At 64.3% G+C, this 17,929-nt stretch carries 16 protein-coding genes; 10 read left to right on the forward strand and 6 right to left on the reverse strand.

What is annotated here, in order from left to right; genetic code table 11:
- Positions 1-39: 39 nt before the first annotated feature.
- The 6 genes from K1X74_20815 to K1X74_20840 all read left to right on the forward strand — a co-directional run bounded on the left by K1X74_20815 (position 40) and on the right by K1X74_20840 (position 5,605).
- Entirely contained in the window at positions 40-1,470 is a 1,431-nt protein-coding gene (locus K1X74_20815) for an MATE family efflux transporter (GenBank protein MBX7168790.1), read from the forward strand.
- Positions 1,471-1,538: 68 nt separating this feature from the next.
- Positions 1,539-3,032, forward strand: a complete 1,494-nt coding sequence (locus K1X74_20820) for a sulfatase (protein ID MBX7168791.1) — start codon at positions 1,539-1,541, stop codon at positions 3,030-3,032.
- Between the two features lie 250 nt (positions 3,033-3,282).
- A complete protein-coding gene (locus K1X74_20825; protein MBX7168792.1) occupies positions 3,283-4,398 on the forward strand; it encodes a glycoside hydrolase in 1,116 nt (371 codons plus the stop codon).
- Positions 4,395-4,691 carry a hypothetical protein gene (locus tag K1X74_20830; GenBank protein MBX7168793.1) on the forward strand — a complete coding sequence of 99 codons (297 nt, stop codon included), beginning with the start codon at positions 4,395-4,397 and terminating at the stop codon, positions 4,689-4,691. Before K1X74_20825 ends, K1X74_20830 begins: the two co-directional genes overlap by 4 nt.
- A 32-nt stretch (positions 4,692-4,723) precedes the next feature.
- Complete coding sequence (locus K1X74_20835) at positions 4,724-5,161, forward strand: VOC family protein (protein ID MBX7168794.1); 438 nt, start codon at positions 4,724-4,726, stop codon at positions 5,159-5,161.
- Between the two features lie 84 nt (positions 5,162-5,245).
- Positions 5,246-5,605, forward strand: coding sequence for a DUF1801 domain-containing protein (locus K1X74_20840; GenBank protein MBX7168795.1), 360 nt, complete (start codon positions 5,246-5,248; stop codon positions 5,603-5,605).
- A gap of 24 nt (positions 5,606-5,629) precedes the next feature.
- Here the strand turns inward: K1X74_20840 and K1X74_20845 are convergent, their stop codons facing one another.
- Positions 5,630-7,753 carry a sulfatase-like hydrolase/transferase gene (locus K1X74_20845; GenBank protein ID MBX7168796.1) on the reverse strand — a complete coding sequence of 708 codons (2,124 nt, stop codon included), beginning with the start codon at positions 7,751-7,753 and terminating at the stop codon, positions 5,630-5,632.
- A 636-nt stretch (positions 7,754-8,389) separates the two neighbouring features.
- Between K1X74_20845 and K1X74_20850 the strand changes: the two genes are divergently transcribed.
- The 4 genes from K1X74_20850 to K1X74_20865 are packed head-to-tail and all read left to right on the forward strand — an operon-like array spanning position 8,390 to position 12,155.
- Complete coding sequence (locus K1X74_20850) at positions 8,390-9,280, forward strand: DoxX family protein (protein ID MBX7168797.1); 891 nt, start codon at positions 8,390-8,392, stop codon at positions 9,278-9,280.
- Complete coding sequence (locus K1X74_20855; protein MBX7168798.1) at positions 9,264-10,922, forward strand: Gfo/Idh/MocA family oxidoreductase; 1,659 nt, start codon at positions 9,264-9,266, stop codon at positions 10,920-10,922. The genes K1X74_20850 and K1X74_20855 overlap by 17 nt, the downstream gene beginning before the upstream one ends.
- Before the next feature lie 53 nt (positions 10,923-10,975).
- Complete coding sequence (locus K1X74_20860; GenBank protein MBX7168799.1) at positions 10,976-11,818, forward strand: sugar phosphate isomerase/epimerase; 843 nt, start codon at positions 10,976-10,978, stop codon at positions 11,816-11,818.
- 34 nt (positions 11,819-11,852) lie between these two features.
- A complete protein-coding gene (locus K1X74_20865; GenBank protein MBX7168800.1) occupies positions 11,853-12,155 on the forward strand; it encodes a polyhydroxyalkanoic acid system family protein in 303 nt (100 codons plus the stop codon).
- Between the two features lie 48 nt (positions 12,156-12,203).
- Here K1X74_20865 and K1X74_20870 read toward each other — a convergent pair whose 3' ends face one another.
- From K1X74_20870 to K1X74_20890, 5 genes are read right to left on the reverse strand one after another with little or no spacing between them, the layout of a single operon-like run.
- Positions 12,204-12,584 (reverse strand): response regulator, encoded by a 381-nt coding sequence (locus K1X74_20870; GenBank protein MBX7168801.1) that lies wholly within the window; start codon positions 12,582-12,584, stop codon positions 12,204-12,206.
- A 54-nt stretch (positions 12,585-12,638) separates the two neighbouring features.
- Complete coding sequence (locus tag K1X74_20875) at positions 12,639-13,139, reverse strand: chemotaxis protein CheD (GenBank protein ID MBX7168802.1); 501 nt, start codon at positions 13,137-13,139, stop codon at positions 12,639-12,641.
- Between the two features lie 53 nt (positions 13,140-13,192).
- Entirely contained in the window at positions 13,193-13,810 is a 618-nt protein-coding gene (locus K1X74_20880; protein MBX7168803.1) for a chemotaxis protein, read from the reverse strand.
- A gap of 18 nt (positions 13,811-13,828) precedes the next feature.
- Positions 13,829-16,744: a chemotaxis protein CheA gene (locus tag K1X74_20885; protein ID MBX7168804.1), complete on the reverse strand. Its 2,916-nt coding sequence runs from the start codon at positions 16,742-16,744 to the stop codon at positions 13,829-13,831.
- Positions 16,741-17,649: a protein-glutamate O-methyltransferase CheR gene (locus tag K1X74_20890; GenBank protein MBX7168805.1), complete on the reverse strand. Its 909-nt coding sequence runs from the start codon at positions 17,647-17,649 to the stop codon at positions 16,741-16,743. Before K1X74_20890 ends, K1X74_20885 begins: the two co-directional genes overlap by 4 nt.
- Positions 17,650-17,929 lie beyond the last annotated feature (280 nt).

The raw sequence follows: 17,929 nt of genomic DNA on the forward strand, positions 1-17,929 counted from the left end.
AGGCCCCGACCCACCCTACGAGCCACCGAAGAGACCGTCATGAAGACCGTGCTGGCAAGCTGGTGGAACCGCGAGGCCGGGGGGCGCGAAATCCTCGCGCTGGCGATCCCGCTGTGCATCTCGACGTCCTCGTGGACGATCATGCAGTTCATCGATCGCTTGTTCCTCTACTGGTACACGCCCGTGGCGCTGGCCGCTGCGCTGCCGTCGGCGCTGGTGAGTTTCTTGTCCTGCTGCGTGTTCTTCGGAGTCGCCTCGTACGTCAACACGTTTGTGTCGCAATACTACGGGGCGGGCCGGTCGGAGCGGATCGGGCTGGCAGTCTGGCAGGGCGTCTGGATCGCGCTGTTCATCACGCCGCCGCTATTCGCGACGATCCCGATGGCAACGTGGCTGTTCAGCTTGAGCGGCCACGACGCGGCGGTGCAGCACCAGGAAGTGGTCTACTACCAAATCTGTACGCTCGGCGCGCCGGCCGTCGTCATCGGCACGGCGCTGTCGGCCTTCTTCACGGGCCGCGGCGATGTGCGCACGATCATGGTGGTCGACTTGCTGGCGGCGGCGGTGAACATCTTCTTCGACTACTTGTGGATTTTCGGCCGCGGCGGATTTCCCGAGTTGGGGATCGCCGGCGCAGCCTGGGCGACGATCCTTGCCCAATGGCTCAAGGCCGTGATTTGCCTGTGGCTGTTTCTGCAACCGCAGTTCCGTGCCGCCTTCGGCACCTGGAGCGGCTGTCGCTTCGACGGGGAGCTGCTGTCGCGGTTGTTGCGCTTCGGCACGCCTAGCGGCATGCAATGGCTGCTCGAGGCTGGCGGGTTTACCGGGCTGGTGATGCTCGTCGGCCGGTTAGGACAACACGAGCTGACCGTGACGAACCTGGTGTTCAACGTCGGCAACATCGGCTTCTTGCCGCTGTACGGGTTCAGTGTCGCGGCAACGACCTACGTCGGCCAGAAACTCGGCGAAAACCGCCCGGACCTCGCCGCGCGCGGCGCCTGGACGGCGTTTCACGTGGCAACGGTTTACATCGCCGTCGTCTCCACGGTCTTTACCGTCTTTCCCGATGTGATTCTTTCGCTGCATGCGGGCGAAGACGCCGCGCAGTTTGCCGCCACGCGGGATCTGGCCGTCGTGTTGCTGCGGTTCGTGGCGCTGTACTGCCTCTTCGATGCGATGAACTTGATCTTCATTGGCGCCTTGAAGGGCGCCGGCGATACGCGGTTCATCATGATCAACTCGGCGATCATGTCGACGATTCCCTGCACGATTGCCTGGGTCGGCATCGAGCATTTCGGATTTGGGTTGATGGCCACCTGGGTGATCATCACCGTCTGGGTGATTCTGCTGGGATTGATTTACCTCGCGCGGTTCTTGCAGGGCCGCTGGAAGTCGATGCGCGTGATCGAGGCCCAGATGATCGACGAGCCGGACGCCGAACTGGTGCTCGAAGGCGCGGGCATCGAGTAACCCGCGCGGTTAGAATGTCGTCCGCGTGAGTTTGCCGCCCCGTGCGTCGAGGCGAGGGAGATACGACCGTGCCCAAGGCGAATATGCTCGGCGGGCTGCCGTCGATCGGTCTGTACTGCGGATGGATCGTCATCATGTTGATCGGCCGCGGCCCGGTCGTGGCCGCCGAGCCCGAGCGGCGTCCCAACGTCGTGTGGATCGTGTGCGACGATCTGCGCTGCGCGCTCTCGTGCTACGGCGATACCACGGCGCAATCGCCGAACATCGATCGCCTCGCGGCGCGGGGGATTCGCTTCGACTGCGCCTATTGCCAGTACCCAGTCTGCAATCCGTCGCGGACATCATTCCTCTCGGGGCTGCGGCCCGAGACCACGCGCGTGGTCGACAACCGCGTCCGGCCGCAAGACGCCCTGCCCGATGTGGTTTGGCTGCCGGAGTGGTTCCGCCAACACGGTTATCGCACGATCAAAGCCGGCAAGGTGTTTCACACGGGCACCGGTTTCGAAGATCCGCCGGTTTGGGACGTGAACCTGCCGGAGGATCCCCGCGCCAAGCAGCCGGCGCCCGCGACGATCGAGCGGCGCCAAGGCGACGGCGGGATCGTGTTGAACGTGGCGGATGAAGACGCATGGGACGGCCGGCTAGCAAAGCGGGGCGTCGACCTGCTTGCCTCGGCGACCGCCGGCGAGCAACCGTTCTTGTTGGTCGTCGGATTCCGCCGGCCGCATACGCCCTACATGGCTCCCCGGCGCTATTTTGAACTGTTTCCCCCGGATGCGATGGGTTTGCCGCAAGAGCCTGCCGCACACCTGGCCGGGATCCCGGCCATTGCGTTGACGTACAAGCCGGGCACGCCGCTGCCCTCAGAGCAGCAGCGTCGCGAGACGATTGCCGCGTATCACGCGACGACGGCCTATCTCGACGCCCTCGTGGGGCGGTTGATAGCCGAGCTCGACGCGCTACGTCTGTGGGACAACACACTCGTCGTCCTGACCAGCGACCACGGCTATCACCTGTACGAGCACGGTGGCTTGCTGCACAAGATGACCGTGTTCGAGCAATCGGCCCGGGTGCCGTTGATCGTCGTCGCGCCGCACGGCGCGCGGGCTGCCGCTTCGCCGCGGCTGGTCGAACTGGTCGATCTTTACCCGACGCTGGCCGAGTTTTGTGGCATGCCGCTGCCCGAGCACCTCGAAGGCACCAGCTTCGTGCCGCTGTTCGACGAGCCGCAGCGCCCCTGGAAAAGCGCGGCGTTCACGGTGGTGAGCCACGTCGGCGGCATCCAAGGAGGCGATCGGCTTGATCCCGATCGGCTGGGGCGCTCTGTACGTACGGAGCAGGCCCGCTACACGGAATGGCCCGACGGCAGCCGCGAGTATTACGACTACACCGACGATCCGCACGAGTTTCAGAATCGCGCGGCGAATCCGAATTTCGCGTCAGCGGTCGAGACGCTGCGTCAAGCACTGGCGCAAGGTTGGCGTGCGGCGAGGCCCGCAGTTGAGTCGAAGCGTCAAGCGAGCGCGCGTCCAGCGGGCGCAGCACGGCGTGCAGCTCAGTAGCGCTGCGGCGTTTGTGGGCGCGCCTCGGATTATTCGCCCCCATTGCGCGGCGTAGGCTGGCAAGCATGGATCGCGTGGCCCCTTTCTTGTGGTGGCCTCGCTGCGGGCGAAAATTTCGTTGACGCGGAGTCTGGCAAATGCTTAACCGCTTGGTAGGCTAACGCGCCGCTTGCAACGAGCGACGCTGCATCGGCGATCTCCGCCGCTACAGCTTTGCCTACACCACCCGTTGCTGATTTGGGAGCCAACGATGAGCGCCGTTCGAGTGTTGGTCGGCACGCGCAAAGGGGCCTTTGTCCTCACGTCGGATGAATCACGTCAGAATTGGGAGACGAGTGGACCGCACTTTGCCGGTTGGGAGGTGTACCATCTCAAGGCCTCACCGATCGTGCCCGATCGGATCTTCGCCTCGCAGTCGTCGGCCTGGTTCGGACAATTGATTCAGCGTTCGGACGACGGCGGCCGCACCTGGACCCCGGTCGGCAACAAGTTCAGCTACGACGGTCCGACCGGCACGCACCTCTGGTATGACGGCACGCCGCATCCTTGGGAATTCAAGCGCGTCTGGTGCCTGGAACCGTCGTTGACCGACCCCGATGTGATCTACGCCGGCGCTGAGGACGCGGCCTTTTTCCGTTCGGACGATGGCGGCCAAAGTTGGCGCGAGCTGGCGGGGCTGCGGACGCATCCGACCAGCAACGTCTGGTCGCCCGGCGCCGGCGGCATGTGTCTGCACACGCTGCTGTTCGACCCCACCAACGCAAATCGCATGTATTGCGCGATCTCCGCGGCCGGGGCGTTTCGCACCGACGACGGCGGTCACACCTGGACGCCGATCAACCGCGGTCTGCGCAGCGAGCAGATTCCCAATCCGACGGCCGAAGTCGGCCACTGTGTGCACCGCATCGCCATGCACCCCTCCAGGCCGGGAGTGCTGTTCATGCAAAAGCATTGGGACATTATGCGCAGCGACGACGGCGGCGATTCGTGGTACGAGGTTAGCGGCAACTTGCCGACCGATTTCGGCTTTCCGATCGACGTGCACGCGCACGAGCCCGAGACGATTTACGTCGTGCCGATCAAGAGCGACTCCGAGCACTTCGTGCCCGACGGCAAATTGCGGGTCTACCGCAGCCGCACGGGCGGCAACCAATGGGAAGCCCTGACCGAAGGCTTGCCGCAAAAAGATTGCTACGTGAACGTGCTGCGGACGGCAATGGCGGTTGACAAGCTGCAGCCATGCGGGATCTATTTCGGCACGTCCGGCGGCCAGGTCTACGGCTCGTCCGACGCGGGCGATTCGTGGATACCGATCGTTCGCGACTTGCCGCCGGTGTTGTCGGTCGAGGTGCAGTCGTTGTCATGATTCGCGTCGTGTTGCCCTTTCATCTGCGCAACCTGGCCCAGGTCGCCGGCGAAGTGCGGATCGATTTGCCTGCGCCGGTCACGCAGCGGGCGCTGCTGGATGCCCTCGAAGCGGCCTTCCCGATGTTGCGCGGTACGATTCGCGATCACGACACACTCGAGCGTCGCGCTTATCTGCGCTATTTTGCCTGCGAGCGCGACATCTCCTTCGAGTTGCCTGATGCGCTGCTGCCCGAGGCTGTGCAGCGCGGCGAAGAGCCCTTCATGGTCGTGGGAGCCATGTCAGGCGGCTGATGTGATTGGTCCTCAAGCTAGAGGTGTTTTCGATGGCGAAGGTCAGCACCTATCTGAATTTTGGCCGCTCGACCGAGCAGGCCTTCGAGTTTTATCGTTCGGTCTTCGGCGGCGAATTCATCGGCGGCATCCACCGCTTCCGCGACATGCCGCCTGGCCCCGGTCAGCCGCCCCTGGCCGAGGCCGACAAGGACCTGGTCATGCACGTGGCCTTGCGCACGTTGGGCGAACACGTGCTGATGGGCACCGATGCGCCCGAGTCGATGGGCTTGCAGGTCCAGTTCGGCAACAACATCTCAATCAACCTCGAGCCCGATACGAGGGCCGAGGCCGAGCGGTTGTTTCGGGCGCTTGGTGCCGGCGGCCAGGTGGAGATGCCGCTGCAGGACGTCTTCTGGGGCGCTTACTTCGGCAGCCTGACCGACCGCTTTGGCGTGCGGTGGATGGTCAATTGCGCCAACGCGAGTTGACGATCGCATATGGCGAAAAGCAAGCGAGAGCCGATCACCGTCGAGGCCTATATCGCCGAGCATTCGTCGCGCGTCGGTGCACTATTGCGCAAGGTTCGCCAGGCAATCCGCCGCGCGGCGCCGGATGCGGTCGAATCGATCAGTTATCGGATGCCGGCCTACAAGCTCCACGGCAAGCCGCTCGTCTACTTCGCGGCATTCACCGCGCACCTCGGCATGTACCCGATGACGGGCGCCACGCGCACGACGTTCGCCGCCGAACTGGCCAGGTACAAGGGCGGCAAAGGGACCGTACAGTTTCCGTTCGACGAGCCGCTGCCGCTCGGTTTGATCCGCCGCATCGTCCAATTCAGGGCTCGGGAGATCCGCGCGGCGCGGCCCGCGAAAAAGACTGCCGCCAGGAAGGCCGGGCAGCCTGCACCCCGGCGCGCCGCGAAACGCTGACCGCTGCTGGCGCGGCGCGCGGGCTCAGTTGGCGAGCACCGGCGCGGGCGTGGGTTGATCGTGCTTCAGCCGGGCGATGACTTCCTCGGGCGCGGCGGCCGTGCGCTCGCGCAGCACGCGCGTGGCGGTTTGCAAGAAGGCGTGCAAATCGGCGTCCATTTCGCGCGTCTGTTGCGGGTTGTCCTGCACAAGATCGGCCTGGGGTGGGAACGCGAGCGAATAGCGGTAGAGCCGGTCACGGCCGTCCGCGGTTCGCACAAACAGCAAGTCGCCCCGGGCCAGTCCGGCGTCCGGCGCGTTCTCGCTCGGCTTGAACACCGCGAGGCCCGGGTCGTCGTCAGGTACCGCGAACAAGTTGCGCCCCCACGATTGATGCGGCCGCTCTGGATCGATCAGCGCCAACAGCGTGGGAATAATGTCGAGCTGGCTGACGACCGAATGGATCCGTTTCCCTTCGGTCTTCAGCACGCCCGGACCGTAGAACAGCAGCGGCACATGAAACCGCAGCAAGCGCAGTTCGGTCAACATGGGCGCGATGCTGAAGCCATGGTCGCCGACCAGGACAAACAACGTGTCGCGAAACCAGGGCCGCTGGCTGGCATGCCGAAAGAACTCGCCCAAGGCCCAGTCGGCATAGCGAATCCCGTTCAGGCGCTGGTTCATCGCGCCCTGGTCCGTGACCGGCGGGAACGGCAGCGGATTGGGCAGATCGAACGGTGTGTGGTTGGAAATGGTCAACACGCTCGCGCAGAACGGCTGTTTGGCGCGGCTCAATTCGAGATCGACACGGCGAAACAAGTCGTAGTCGCGCACGCCCCAGGTGTGATCGAACGAGCTTTCGGCGGAGAAATTGTTGCGCTCGACGAAGTGCTCGACCCCTTGCGTGCGGAAGAAACCGCGGAGGTTTTCCCAGGCCAGGTCGCCGTTGTAGCAATAGTGCGTGTCGTAGCCGAGCCGCTTGAGGGTGCGCGGCAGCGATTCGAGCGGTTGCGATCCTTCGCGCTCGTTCTCCATCAGCGACTCGTATCCCGGCAGGTTCGGGAAGCCGCCGAAGACCGCGAAATTGGCCTGATGCGTGTGGGTGCCCACGGAGAAACAGCGATCGTAGAGGATGCCTTGGCGCGCCAGGCGGTTGAATTCGGGCGTGTAGTCTTCGTCCGAGCCGACCGCACCGACGAAACGCGCCGAAAAACTCTCCATCAGTACGACAACGACGTTCATCTGTTTGCGCGGACCGGTCGTAGCATTGGCTGCCGTCGGTTGAAAGTTCCGCAGCAGGGGGAATCTCTCGTCGTCGACCGCGATGCTCTCGCCCGGCAAACACAGCATGGCCCGGGTTCGATCGATGGCCGCATTCTTGGTCAGCGGCTTGCGCCAGAGCTGTTCGAGCTGGTCGTGGCGGCCTCGGGAAATGACCGTGCGTCCCAGGCACCAGACGCCATTGAGCGTCAATTGATTGACGAACATCGAATTCGATAGCACCGAGTCGCCCCAGTTCAGCGGGGTGCCGCGGACGCCACCGCGTGCGCTCATCACCAGCACAACGACAAGCAACGCGGCCTGAATGGCCTGCTGCGGGCCATGGAGCTGCGCCGGCGGCAGATCGTCGGGCATGACGCGCCGCGCCAACCAGCGAATTACCCAGGCGACGACGCCCAGGAACACGCCGAGGAGGCACAAGTAGCGAATCACCGGAAAACCGTACCAGATCATGCTCAAGACGGTGCCGGGTTGCGACCAGTATTGCAGGGCCAGCGAGTTGAAGCGGGTGTGAAACTCGTCGAAGAAGCCGATTTCGGCGATGCCCAGGAACGCGAAGGCAGCGATATAGAGAAACAGCCCCACGGCGTACACGCCGCGCTCGACGCGCGGCCCGCGCGCCCGGTGAGCGAGTCCCGCGGCCACGATCAACGGCGTCATCGCGTAGGCCGTCGTCGCGAGATCGAATCGCAGTCCGACGGCGAACGCGGCGGCGAGATCATTCCAGGTGCTGAGTTGGGCGAGCGGCCAATTGGCCGCCAACAAACCCGCGCGGTGCACTTGAAACCAGGTCATCAGTCCTGCGGCAACCGCGACCGCCATCGACAGGCCGGGAGTCCACAAACCGGCAAACGCCGTGCGGAGCCCCGCAACTTGCGTCGAGCGCATGAAGATTCCTTTCTCCGAGCCACCGCGGGGGCGAACCTTCGCAAACCTGCCGCGTAGCGTCAAGCGGAGTGAGTTGCCAGCAACGCCTGCCAGCGGCGGCGGTGCGGCAATGAACGCCCCGTTGTGGGCTGGGGATTGTTCCTGCGTTCGCCTGAGCGAGCCCGCGCCGCGCTCCGCGAGTCATGTGTCCGCATCGAGACGAATTTCTGCGCTGGCAGGAACAAAGACATGACGGTCCGCGCGCCGGCTGCGTGCGCTCCGACGTCGGGCAAATCGAGTTGCTGCCCGCATCCGATTAACTGCTGACCCTGGCGGCGCGCTACTGGCTTGTGCCTGGTGGGCGTGCATAGTTCTCGATCGTCGACACGGTGGCGTTCGCCGCTACGGTGCAGCGGGTCCTCATGGGGTGAAGCCGGGCAAGGTTTAACGGTTCTCCGGCCGCTAGGCGGACGTGCGCACGCCCGCTACAATTCTCGAAATAGCCTCGCACTGCCCTGTGCATTGGGGCGCCTCGGCGTCCGGGGTCCTGCCTGTGCGAGCTTTCGAGCCGGCATCCGCCCGTTCCGTTGCGCACATGCCGGGGGAGAGACTGCCCTGAATTCCTATCGCTTTCGTCTGAGCATCGTTGCCGTATGCATGCTGGTGCTGCTGCGCATCTGCATCGGCTGGCATTTCTTCTACGAAGGCCTGTGGAAGCTCGAGCAGCCCCACTACAGCTCGGCCGGCTTCTGGCAGCAGGCCAAGGGGCCCTTGGCCGATCATTTTCTCAACTTGATTCCCGATCGGCAGGGCTACGAACGGCTGAATTACGACAAGCTGTCTGCCCGCTGGACGAGCCAGCTTCAGACGATGCTCAAGCACTACAACCTGGGCGACGAGCAACGTGCCGAGGCGGAAAAAGTGCTGACGACCCGCAAGACCCAACTGCAGAATTACCTGGCGGAAAACCGCGAGGCGATCGACGACTATTTCCACGAACTGAAGCGGCTCGAGCAGGCGAGCGCCAACCCGCAATTGCGCGATGTGCCCTTCCAGAGAAAGCGGATTGCCGAGGCGCGGCAGCGCACGTCCGCGACGGCGGCCCCTTGGCTGGCGCAAGTCGACGCGTTGCAACACGACCTGGAGCAGGATCTGCAAGGCCTGCTCGACAAGGACCAGCAGGCAGAGGGTCTGCCGCCCGAGCCGTTCACCTGGTTGTCGCTGATCGATAGCACCGTGGGCCCGGTCAACGCCATCATCGGCCTGTTGCTGATGGCCGGGTTGTTCACGCGCGCCGCAGCCGTCGGCGGAATCCTGTTTCTGTTGATCATTGGGCTCTCGCAGCCCGAGTGGCCGACGATCTATCCGCTGGCTCACCCCTCGGCGGGCCATGCGCTGCTGGTCAACAAGGAATTTGTCGAGATGATTGCCCTGGCCGTGTTGGCGACCACCGGCGTCGGCCGTTGGGGGGGCTTGGACTTTTTCGTCTATCACCTGCTGGTTCGTCCGTGGACCAGCCGGAGGAAACGTGATGTATCTTTCGCCTGAAGAACGCGCGATTGGCCAGGAAAACTTCTACGCCGCGGTCGGCGACAAGCTCACGCGCCGCGAGTTTCTCGAGGGCGCTATTGCCGCAGGCGTCGTCTCGGGAGCCGGACTGGGCTCGTTCTACTTCGCCTATGGCAAGTCGGTCGGCGACCCGGTGCGGGTCGGCGTGATCGGCACGGGCGACGAAGGGAGCGTGCTGATCGGCGCCCACACGCCGGAGTTCGTCCGGGTCGTGGCGATCGCCGACATCCGTCCGTACAACATCCATCGCGCGTTTCATGGCGACGAGGCGGTGCTCGACGCGCGGCCCGGGCTGATGAAGAAATACGGCTGGTCGACCGAGGACGAGGCCCGCAAAAACGTCAAGGTTTACGACCAGGACTACCACGACCTGATCAACGATCCGGACGTCGAGGGCGTGATTATCGCCCTGCCCTTGCACCTGCATGCCCAGGTGGCGATCGAGGCGATGAAGGCCGGCAAGCACGTGCTGACCGAAAAGCTGATGGCGCACAGCGTGCACGAATGCAAGGACATGGCCCGCGTCGCGCGGCAGACCGACAAGCTGCTGGCCGTCGGTCACCAACGGCATTACAGCATTCTGTACGACAACGCGGTTGACACGATTCGCCGCGGGCTGATCGGTGAGATTCATTACATCCGTGCCCAATGGCACCGCGGCAATCTGCCGGGCAAAGACAGTTGGGCCAACCCATTGCCCGACCAGCTCAAGCAAGACCTGGTCAAGCTGCAGGCCGACATCGACGGCGCCAAGCCTGGCGCGCAGTACGAGGCTTTGCTCAAGAAGAAGCGGCAATGGGAACTGCAGGCGCTCGACGCCGTCGTCGATGCCGCGAAGTACGGCTATCAAGACATGACCCTGTCCGACGGCCGGCTGCGCCCGGCGCTCGAAGAGCTGATTCGCTGGCGGCTGTGGAATCGCACCGGCGGCGGGTTGATGGCCGAATTGGGCAGCCATCAGCTCGACGCGGCGAGCATTTTCGTCAGCTCGATGCAACCCGACGGCAAGAAGGTGCACCCGCTGAGCGTCAGCGCCGTCGGCGGGCGCCATTTGTTCCCTCCCGATCGTGACTCGGACGATCATGTTTACGCCACGTACGAGTTCCCGGGACCGGGCTACAAGGAAGACCCGAACAAGCTGATCTGCTTGACCTATTCGTCGATCAACGGCAACGGCTTCGGCGGATACGGCGAAGTCGTGATGGGCACCAAGGGCACGCTGATCCTCGAACGCGAGAAGGAAGTCATGCTGTTCAAGGACTCGGCGACCACGACGAGCGTGGCCGTGGTGCAAAAGCCCGGCAGCTCGGGGCCGGCGCTCGATTCGTACGAGACCGGCGGCGGCCCGCGCGCCGGCGCCGACGTGGGCAAGACGGCGCTCGGCGGGGCGATCAGCCGCGGCTATACCGAAGAAATCGAGCACTGGGCCTGGTGCATTCGCAATCGCGCACCGGAAAACGTCCCGCGCTGCCATCCCAAGGTGGCAATGGCCGATGCCATCATCGCCTTGACGACGAATCAGGCGATCCGCGAGAAGCGGCGCATCGAATTCCAGGAAGAGTGGTTCGACATCGACAACGATGCGACCCCCGAGGACGTCAAGCCGTCGGTTTCGGTCTGAGCCGTGCGGCACAATCGGAGCCGGGTAGCGTTTCGCATGGGGAGGTAGCCCGCGTGGAAAAATGGCCCCTGGGTGTGTTTGCCAGCATCGATGAAGGTTTGGGCGTCCGGCTCGAAGTGGCGCACGAGCTGGGGGTGCCGACCATCCAATTGCACGCCCCGAGCCGCAGTCACCGCACGCCGGCCGCGGCCGACGCCTTTTTGCAGCGCCTGCGCGGCTACGGCATCACATTGACCGCGGTCTTCGGCGGCTTTGCCGGCGAGAGCTACGCCGACATACCGACCGTGGTCCGGACCGTCGGTCTGGTGCCGCCGGAAACCCGCGCGGCGCGGCTCGCCGAGATGAAGGAAATCGCTGACTTCGCCCGTCACCTGGGCGTGTCGGTCGTGGCGCTGCACCTGGGCTTCGTCCCGCACGACCGGCACGATCCGCTCTATGCCGGGGTGCTCGAAGTGACCCGGGAACTCTGCGACTACTGCCACGAGCGCAAGCTGGCCTTGCACCTGGAAACCGGGCAGGAATCGGCCGAGACGCTGCTGGCGTTCATGGCCGACGTCGGCCGCGAAAACCTGTTCGTGAATTTCGACCCGGCCAACATGATCCTCTACGGGTCGGGCGAACCGATCGCCGCGCTTCGGCAGATTGGCAAGTTTGTGCGGAGCGTGCATTGCAAAGACGCGCTTTGGGCGCTGCGGCCCGGCGAGGAATGGGGTCGTGAGGTACCGCTCGGCGAAGGGCAAGTCGGCATGGAGACTTACCTGCGGACGCTCGACGAGATCGGCTATCGCGGGCCGCTGACGATTGAACGGGAAATCCCGCAGGAGCCCGAACGGCAAAAGCAGGAGATCGGCGCCGCAGTCCGCCTGCTCGCGGCGCTCAAGGCCAAGCTGGGGTGACCCAAGTCGCATCATCCAGACCAGGAACGCGCGGATGCCGCAGATCAACATTCAGCACGCTCACGAGCTGACGCCCGACGAGGCGGTCGAGCGGCTGCAGCGGATCGTCGAGTTTGCCCGCGATGCGTATGGCTCGAAGATCGCCCACTGGGAAGAAAGCTGGGACGGCCACACCTGGAGCTACTCGATCACGGCCATGGGCTTTTCCAGCCGCGGCCGGGTGACTGTCGAGCCCAACCAGGTCTCGCTGCGTGGCGATCTGCCGCTGTCGCTGCTGTTGTTCCGCGGCCGGATCGAATCGACGATCCGCGAACAGCTCTCGCGTTTCCTGGCGTAGCCGCGGGCGCGATGGCTCGATTCGCAGCGGCCTCAATCTGTAGCGGGCTCAGTTCGCGTCCACCGTGGCGGGCACGATTCTGTCCAGGGTCTCGGCCAGCAGGGCCTTGTCGAACGGTTTGACGATGAAGTCGGCCGCACCGATTTGGAACGCCTCTTTCAACACGGCCGTTTGTTCCAAGGCGCTCACGACGACGATCTTGGCCTCGGGATCGAACTCGAGAATGCCGCGCAAGGCATGCAGCCCATCGTACTTGGGCATGACCATGTCGAGCGTCACGGCGTCGGGCCGCAGCTCGCGGTAAAGGTCGATCGCCTCTTGGCCGTTGACCGCTTCGCCTGCGATCTCCCAGCCGGCGGCCAGCGCCGTTTCCTTGACCATCTCGCGGATGATCATCGCGTCATCAGTAACGAGCAATTTCCTGGTCATCGTCGTTAATTCCGGGCTGGGGCGCCGTGGGTCGAGCCGGTCGGCTCGCGCGGGTCAGAGTTCAAGGATTGGTTGACCGACAATCTCCACCCGGAGAATGCCGGTGGCGAGATCAAAGATCACCTTACGGCCTCTGGTCTCGCCCACGTGTTCGGCAAGGAGCTTGATGTGGGCAGTTTCCAGGGCCGCGCGGACGGCGGCGATGTTGGCCTGGCCTGCCTGTAGCGGTCCACGAGTTTCAAACATGGCCGCGCCGCCGGCGATCTTGGCCACGAGGCCGCCGGCGTTCGCGCCAGAAGCTTCGAGCAGGCGGAGGGCCGCCGGGATGGCGGAATCGGCGTAGCGCCCCGGGAGGCCCGCTTGTTCTCCCGAGTTGGGCAGCACGATGTGTGCCAGCACACCGACCCGCTTGCGCGGATGGTAGATCGCCACGCCGACGCACGAGCCGAGAATGGCCCAAAGCCGATGTGGCGCATCGGCCAGCACCAGTTGGCCGAGACCGACCAGTTGGTTCAACTGCGGGACGAAGGATGTGGGAGTGGCGGTGCTCAACATGATCGACGCGTGAAACGGCGCGTGGTGTCCAGAAGCTGGGCGTAAGGTGTGGTTCAACTGACGGCGTGCAACGCGTCTTCCAATTGCTTGCGCAGCGCGTGCGTGGGAATGAAAAACACGTTCCAGTTCAACTCGGCGCCATCGCGGCGGAAAATCGTCCGGCAGATCAGCGCCTTGTCCGTGCCGACGGCCTGCATCATCAGCGCTTGCTCGAGCACGCTGGCGCCGTAGTCCTGGATGAAATAGGGCGGCGAAGGCACCAGTTCCGAAGTAATCAGCCGCTGGAGTGCATTCAGATAGGCGCAGCCCAGAATGTTGCCCGTCTCGCAGAGGGCCGATTGTTCGATGGGCGACCAAGGTCCGTCGGATTGCGCCGGGCGGTTGAGCAGCGTCGCCGCCAGTTGGCGGCCATTGTGTTCGTCGAAGGTCAGGATCAGCTCGCCGCCGATTTCGCCGGGCAGGCTGAGCACGACCATCGTGAGAAACTCGTCGCCCAGGTTCAATTCGGTGCAGACGCTCTCGAGCGGCAGTTCGCGCACCTCGTCGAGCGACAGCGTGATCAGGCCGTTGGTCCACCGGCACATCGCGGCCGATGCCTCGTGTGTGGCGGCCACCAGCAACTGCTGCAGCAGCTCCAGATGGCAGTTCTCGAGACGGCGAACGTCGTTCATCGCAACAAGTTCTTTCGTTCAGTTCGCGGCGACGCGCCGCGAGGCCATGGTGATCACCGCGCCGATATCCAGGATCAACGACACTCGGCCGTTACCCAGAATGCTCGCGCCGGCGATGCCGATCACGTTTTCGTAGTTTTCCGCCAACGACTTAATCACGATGTCCTCTTCGCCGAGCACGCGATCGACGACCAGGCCCAACTCGCGTCCGTCGAGGCCGAGGATGACCAAGGTTAGGTCATCCGACGCCGCCTTGACGGCAGCCGGATCATTCCACGTGAACACGTCGGACAATCGGACCACCGAAATCACGCGACCCCGGACATTGGCCGTCTGTTGACCATGCACGGTCCATTGCTCGGCCGGTTTTACCCGTACGATCTCCACGACCGATTCCATCGGCAGTGCGAACACGTCGCCGTCGATCTCGGACATCAAGCTGGGCAGGATGGCCAAGGTCAGCGGCAGCTTGATCGTGAACGTCGTTCCCTGACCGGGCACGCTCTCCAAATCGACCGTTCCGTTGAGGTCCTCGATCTTGCTCTTGACGATGTCCATGCCCATGCCGCGGCCGGAGACTTCGGTCACCTTGTCGGCCGTGCTGAACCCGGGCTCCCAGATCAACTGGTGGACCTGGTGCGGCGTGAGGCGCTCGGCGTCGGCGGCAGCGACCAGGTTTTTCTCGATGGCCTTTTGACGGATCCGCTCGGTGTTCAGCCCGCGGCCGTCGTCGACGACCTGAATGATGATGCTGTTGCCGCGGTGGAAGGCGTCGAGCACGATCGTGCCCTGGGCCGGCTTGCCGGCTGCCCGCCGGTCTTCGGGCGATTCGATGCCATGATCCGCCGAATTGCGTACCATGTGGATCAACGGATCGCCCAGCTCGTCGATCATCCGCTTGTCGAGCTCGGTCTTCTCGCCGCGAATGTCGAGTTCGATCTGCTTGCCATTGGTGCGCGTCAGATCGCGGATCACGCGGCGAAACCGCCCGAACAACGGGCCGATCGGCACCATCCGCGTGTCCATTACGGTCTTCTGAATCCCGTCGGAAATCCGGTCGAGCTGGTGCACCGACTCGAATAACTCGTTGATCGAAGCACGCACCCCGCTGAAGCGATCGAGCTCGTCGCGGGCCGTGCCGAGATCGGCCTGCATCCGGCGAGCCAAGGTAGTCAGCGATTCCAACTCGCGCTGCGCTTCGCGGGGGTCGCTGCCGGGCTGCAATTCGACCAGGCGATCGAGCAGCAGGCCGAGGTTGCCGAACAATTGCTGGGCCTGCTTGCCGGAACTGACGCCCCGCAGTCCCTCGCCGATCTGGGTGAAGCGCGCCTTGTTGATGACCAACTGTCCCGCGAGGTTCATCAACTGGTCGAGCCGCTCAATATCGACGCGCAGCGTTTCGGTGGGCCGGTTTTCGGCGGTATCCGGCTTGGACTTCGGGGTTGCCGGCGCCGCAGGCCGCAACGAGGCCGGAGCCGGAGCCGTCTCGGCGGGGGCAGTGGCCGTGGAGGCGGTCGCAGCTGGCACTTCGATTCTCGCGCCGGTGCTGGGCGGTGCGGGGCTGGGCGCTACCGGCTCGGCCGCTGGCTCCGGCCGTGACGATTCGATGACGACATCCTGGACGCCGCCGATGCGGAGCCGGGCTGCAATCGTCTCCCGGGAGTCGTTCGTCTGCAGGCCGAAGAACAAATGATGAACGCTATCGAGCGCGTCCAAGGCATCGGCCGACGGTTCGCAGTAGTACAGCGTGCCAAACTGCAAGAGCTTTTGCAGCAGCAGCTGTGCCTTCAGCGCAGAGAGATTGAAATCCGAGGCAAAGGTCACGCAGCCCACCGCCGTTGGCGAGTGCGGCGGGGCCATGGCCGCGATGTCGGCGAGCCGTTCTTGCACGTTGGACAGCTCGACTGCCGCCGCGGCGTCGTCGCCGCGGGCAACTTGGGTTGACGCGACGCGCGCAGGCGCAGCCGGCTTGCTCGACTGTGCTGCGCACAGCTCGTGTGCAAGTTGGTTGAACGAATTCGATTCCGGTTGGCCCTGCCTCAGGCCTTGTACGTAGACGCGCAGGCCATCGGTACAGCGCAGCAGCGCGTCGGCCAGCTCGGGAGACAAGGTGCCTTTCTGCTCTCGCAATTGTTGCAACACGTCTTCCATGAAGTGCGCGAGCTTGGCCGGACGATTCAGCCCGACGGCGGCCGCCGAACCTTTGATGCGGTGCGAAACCACGAGCAGGGTTTCGCGGGCTGCCTGGCCCTCGGCGCCTTCGATGTCCAGCAAGGTCTCCGTGAGGCTGTCGAGCGCCAGGTCGGTCTCGTCGATGAAGATCGACAGATACTTGGCCGGCACATCTCGTTCGTCGGAGATGTCGACGAAGTAATCGACGAGCGGCGCGGCAGGCGTCGAGGACACTCGCGGGACGGCCGTTTCGGCTGCGACAGGCGGCAAGTCGGCTGTCAGGGCGCGCTCGGCATCGGCTTGGTTTGTCGGCTGACGCTCCGCGCCCGCCTGCTGCAGCAGTTGCTGAATCTGGCCGACGACGGGCGCCGTGTCGACCGCGGGACGATCCGTTTCTTTCAGGCAGGCGACCAGCCCGACGAGGCAGTCGACCGCCTGGAACAGCAGTTCGACCGAATCGCTCGTCAGGTAGAGTTCGGCCCTGCGAGCGGCGTCGAAGACATTCTCGACGCGGTGGGTCAGCTCGTTGATCTCGCTCAGACCGAGCATCGCCGACAGCCCTTTGAAGCTGTGGGCCGCGCGAAACATTTCGTTGAGTAATTCGGCGTCGCAGATGGCCCGTTGGCCCTCGTCCAATTGCCGGGCCCACGCGTCGAGCTGCAGCAGGTTCTCGTTCAAACGGTCGAGCAATTGCGACGACTCGTCGAGAAAGTCACCCAACAGCGCCTCAAACATTTCGTCGGCGGGCAGATTGGCGCTCATGCGGACCTCGTGTCACGATCGGGCCGTTGAAAGAGCCACGGCTGGACGCGGCGCAAGTCGCGAACGAGATCGGAGATGCCCTCGGCTGCGCCGGCCACGAGGTAGCCCTGCGGCTGCATGATCTGCTTGATATGCCCCAGCACCTTTTTCTTGGATTCGGTGTCGAAGTAGATCAAGACGTTCTTGACGAACACCACGTCGAAGGGTTCGACGCGCAGCGGGTCCATCAGGTTGTGCTGCTTGAACTGGATCTTGCTGAGCAGCGCCGGTTTGAGCTGCCAGATGTTGGCGCCGATGGCCTTGGTGAAGAATTTTTGCTTGTAGTCGTCGGGAACCAGCCGCATGGCGCGCTCGTTGAACGTGCCGGCTTTAGCTTGCTCGAGCGCCCCGACGCCGATGTCGGTCGCCACGATCTGCACCTGAGATTGCTGCGACCAGTTGGGCAGGCAGTCGGCAATGCAGCAGGCAATCGTCGCGGCTTCGTCGCCCGTGCTGGCGGCGGCCGACCAGACGCGGAGCCGGCGCTTGGTGGCCCCCTGCGTGCGATGGTGCTCAGGCAGAAACGTGTTGCGGAACCAGCCCCAATGGACCTCGTCGCGGAACAGATAGGTCTCGTGGGTGGTGATTTCCTGCAGGAACGCGTCCCATTCCGGATCGAGCGGGTTAAGCCGCTGCAAGTGCAGGAAGTAGGCGCCAAAATCAGGCACGCCGGTGGCCCGCAGCCGCCGGCGCACGCGGTTAGACAGCAGGATCTTTTTCTGCGGCGAGATGCGGATGCCGGTCTGCTTGTAGATCAACTCGGCATACTTCGCCATCAACTCGTCGGCGACGAGTTCATGCTGGCCGGTGCCGACCGCGGTCGGAACTGCGGCAGCTGCGGATAAGGGGTTGGTCGGCGTAAGCATCGGCATATTCCGAGGGGGGGTTATGCCCACTGAGTTCGAACAGCGAGTCGGTGGAGAGGGGCCAAAACCCCGGCGGCCCGGCGAACCGCACGAGCGCGGTTCGCCGGGCCAGGGTTGGCCGCGGGCGTGGGTCTACTCGGTCTTGAAGCGGCTGACCATGTCGCGAAGGCCGGCGGACTGAGCCCCGAGCTCTTCGCTGCTGGACGCCATCTCCTCGCTGCCGGCGGCGGATTGCTCCGTCACCTGGGCGATGTTCTGGATGGCGCAGGCCACTTCCTTG

Source organism: Pirellulales bacterium, from assembly GCA_019694435.1.
GTDB lineage: Bacteria > Planctomycetota > Planctomycetia > Pirellulales > JAEUIK01 > JAIBBZ01.

Coding starts and splice junctions, on each gene's coding strand:
- K1X74_20815 (MBX7168790.1), top strand. CDS start 40: ATGAAGACCGTGCTGGCAAGCTGGTGGAACCGCGAGGCCGGGGGGCGC.
- K1X74_20825 (MBX7168792.1), top strand. CDS start 3,283: ATGAGCGCCGTTCGAGTGTTGGTCGGCACGCGCAAAGGGGCCTTTGTC.
- K1X74_20830 (MBX7168793.1), top strand. CDS start 4,395: ATGATTCGCGTCGTGTTGCCCTTTCATCTGCGCAACCTGGCCCAGGTC.
- K1X74_20835 (MBX7168794.1), top strand. CDS start 4,724: ATGGCGAAGGTCAGCACCTATCTGAATTTTGGCCGCTCGACCGAGCAG.
- K1X74_20845 (MBX7168796.1), bottom strand. CDS start 7,753: ATGCGCTCGACGCAAGTTGCGGGGCTCCGCACGGCGTTTGCCGGTTTG.
- K1X74_20850 (MBX7168797.1), top strand. CDS start 8,390: ATGCTGGTGCTGCTGCGCATCTGCATCGGCTGGCATTTCTTCTACGAA.
- K1X74_20855 (MBX7168798.1), top strand. CDS start 9,264: ATGTATCTTTCGCCTGAAGAACGCGCGATTGGCCAGGAAAACTTCTAC.
- K1X74_20865 (MBX7168800.1), top strand. CDS start 11,853: ATGCCGCAGATCAACATTCAGCACGCTCACGAGCTGACGCCCGACGAG.
- K1X74_20870 (MBX7168801.1), bottom strand. CDS start 12,584: ATGACCAGGAAATTGCTCGTTACTGATGACGCGATGATCATCCGCGAG.
- K1X74_20875 (MBX7168802.1), bottom strand. CDS start 13,139: ATGTTGAGCACCGCCACTCCCACATCCTTCGTCCCGCAGTTGAACCAA.
- K1X74_20880 (MBX7168803.1), bottom strand. CDS start 13,810: ATGAACGACGTTCGCCGTCTCGAGAACTGCCATCTGGAGCTGCTGCAG.
- K1X74_20885 (MBX7168804.1), bottom strand. CDS start 16,744: ATGAGCGCCAATCTGCCCGCCGACGAAATGTTTGAGGCGCTGTTGGGT.
- K1X74_20890 (MBX7168805.1), bottom strand. CDS start 17,649: ATGCTTACGCCGACCAACCCCTTATCCGCAGCTGCCGCAGTTCCGACC.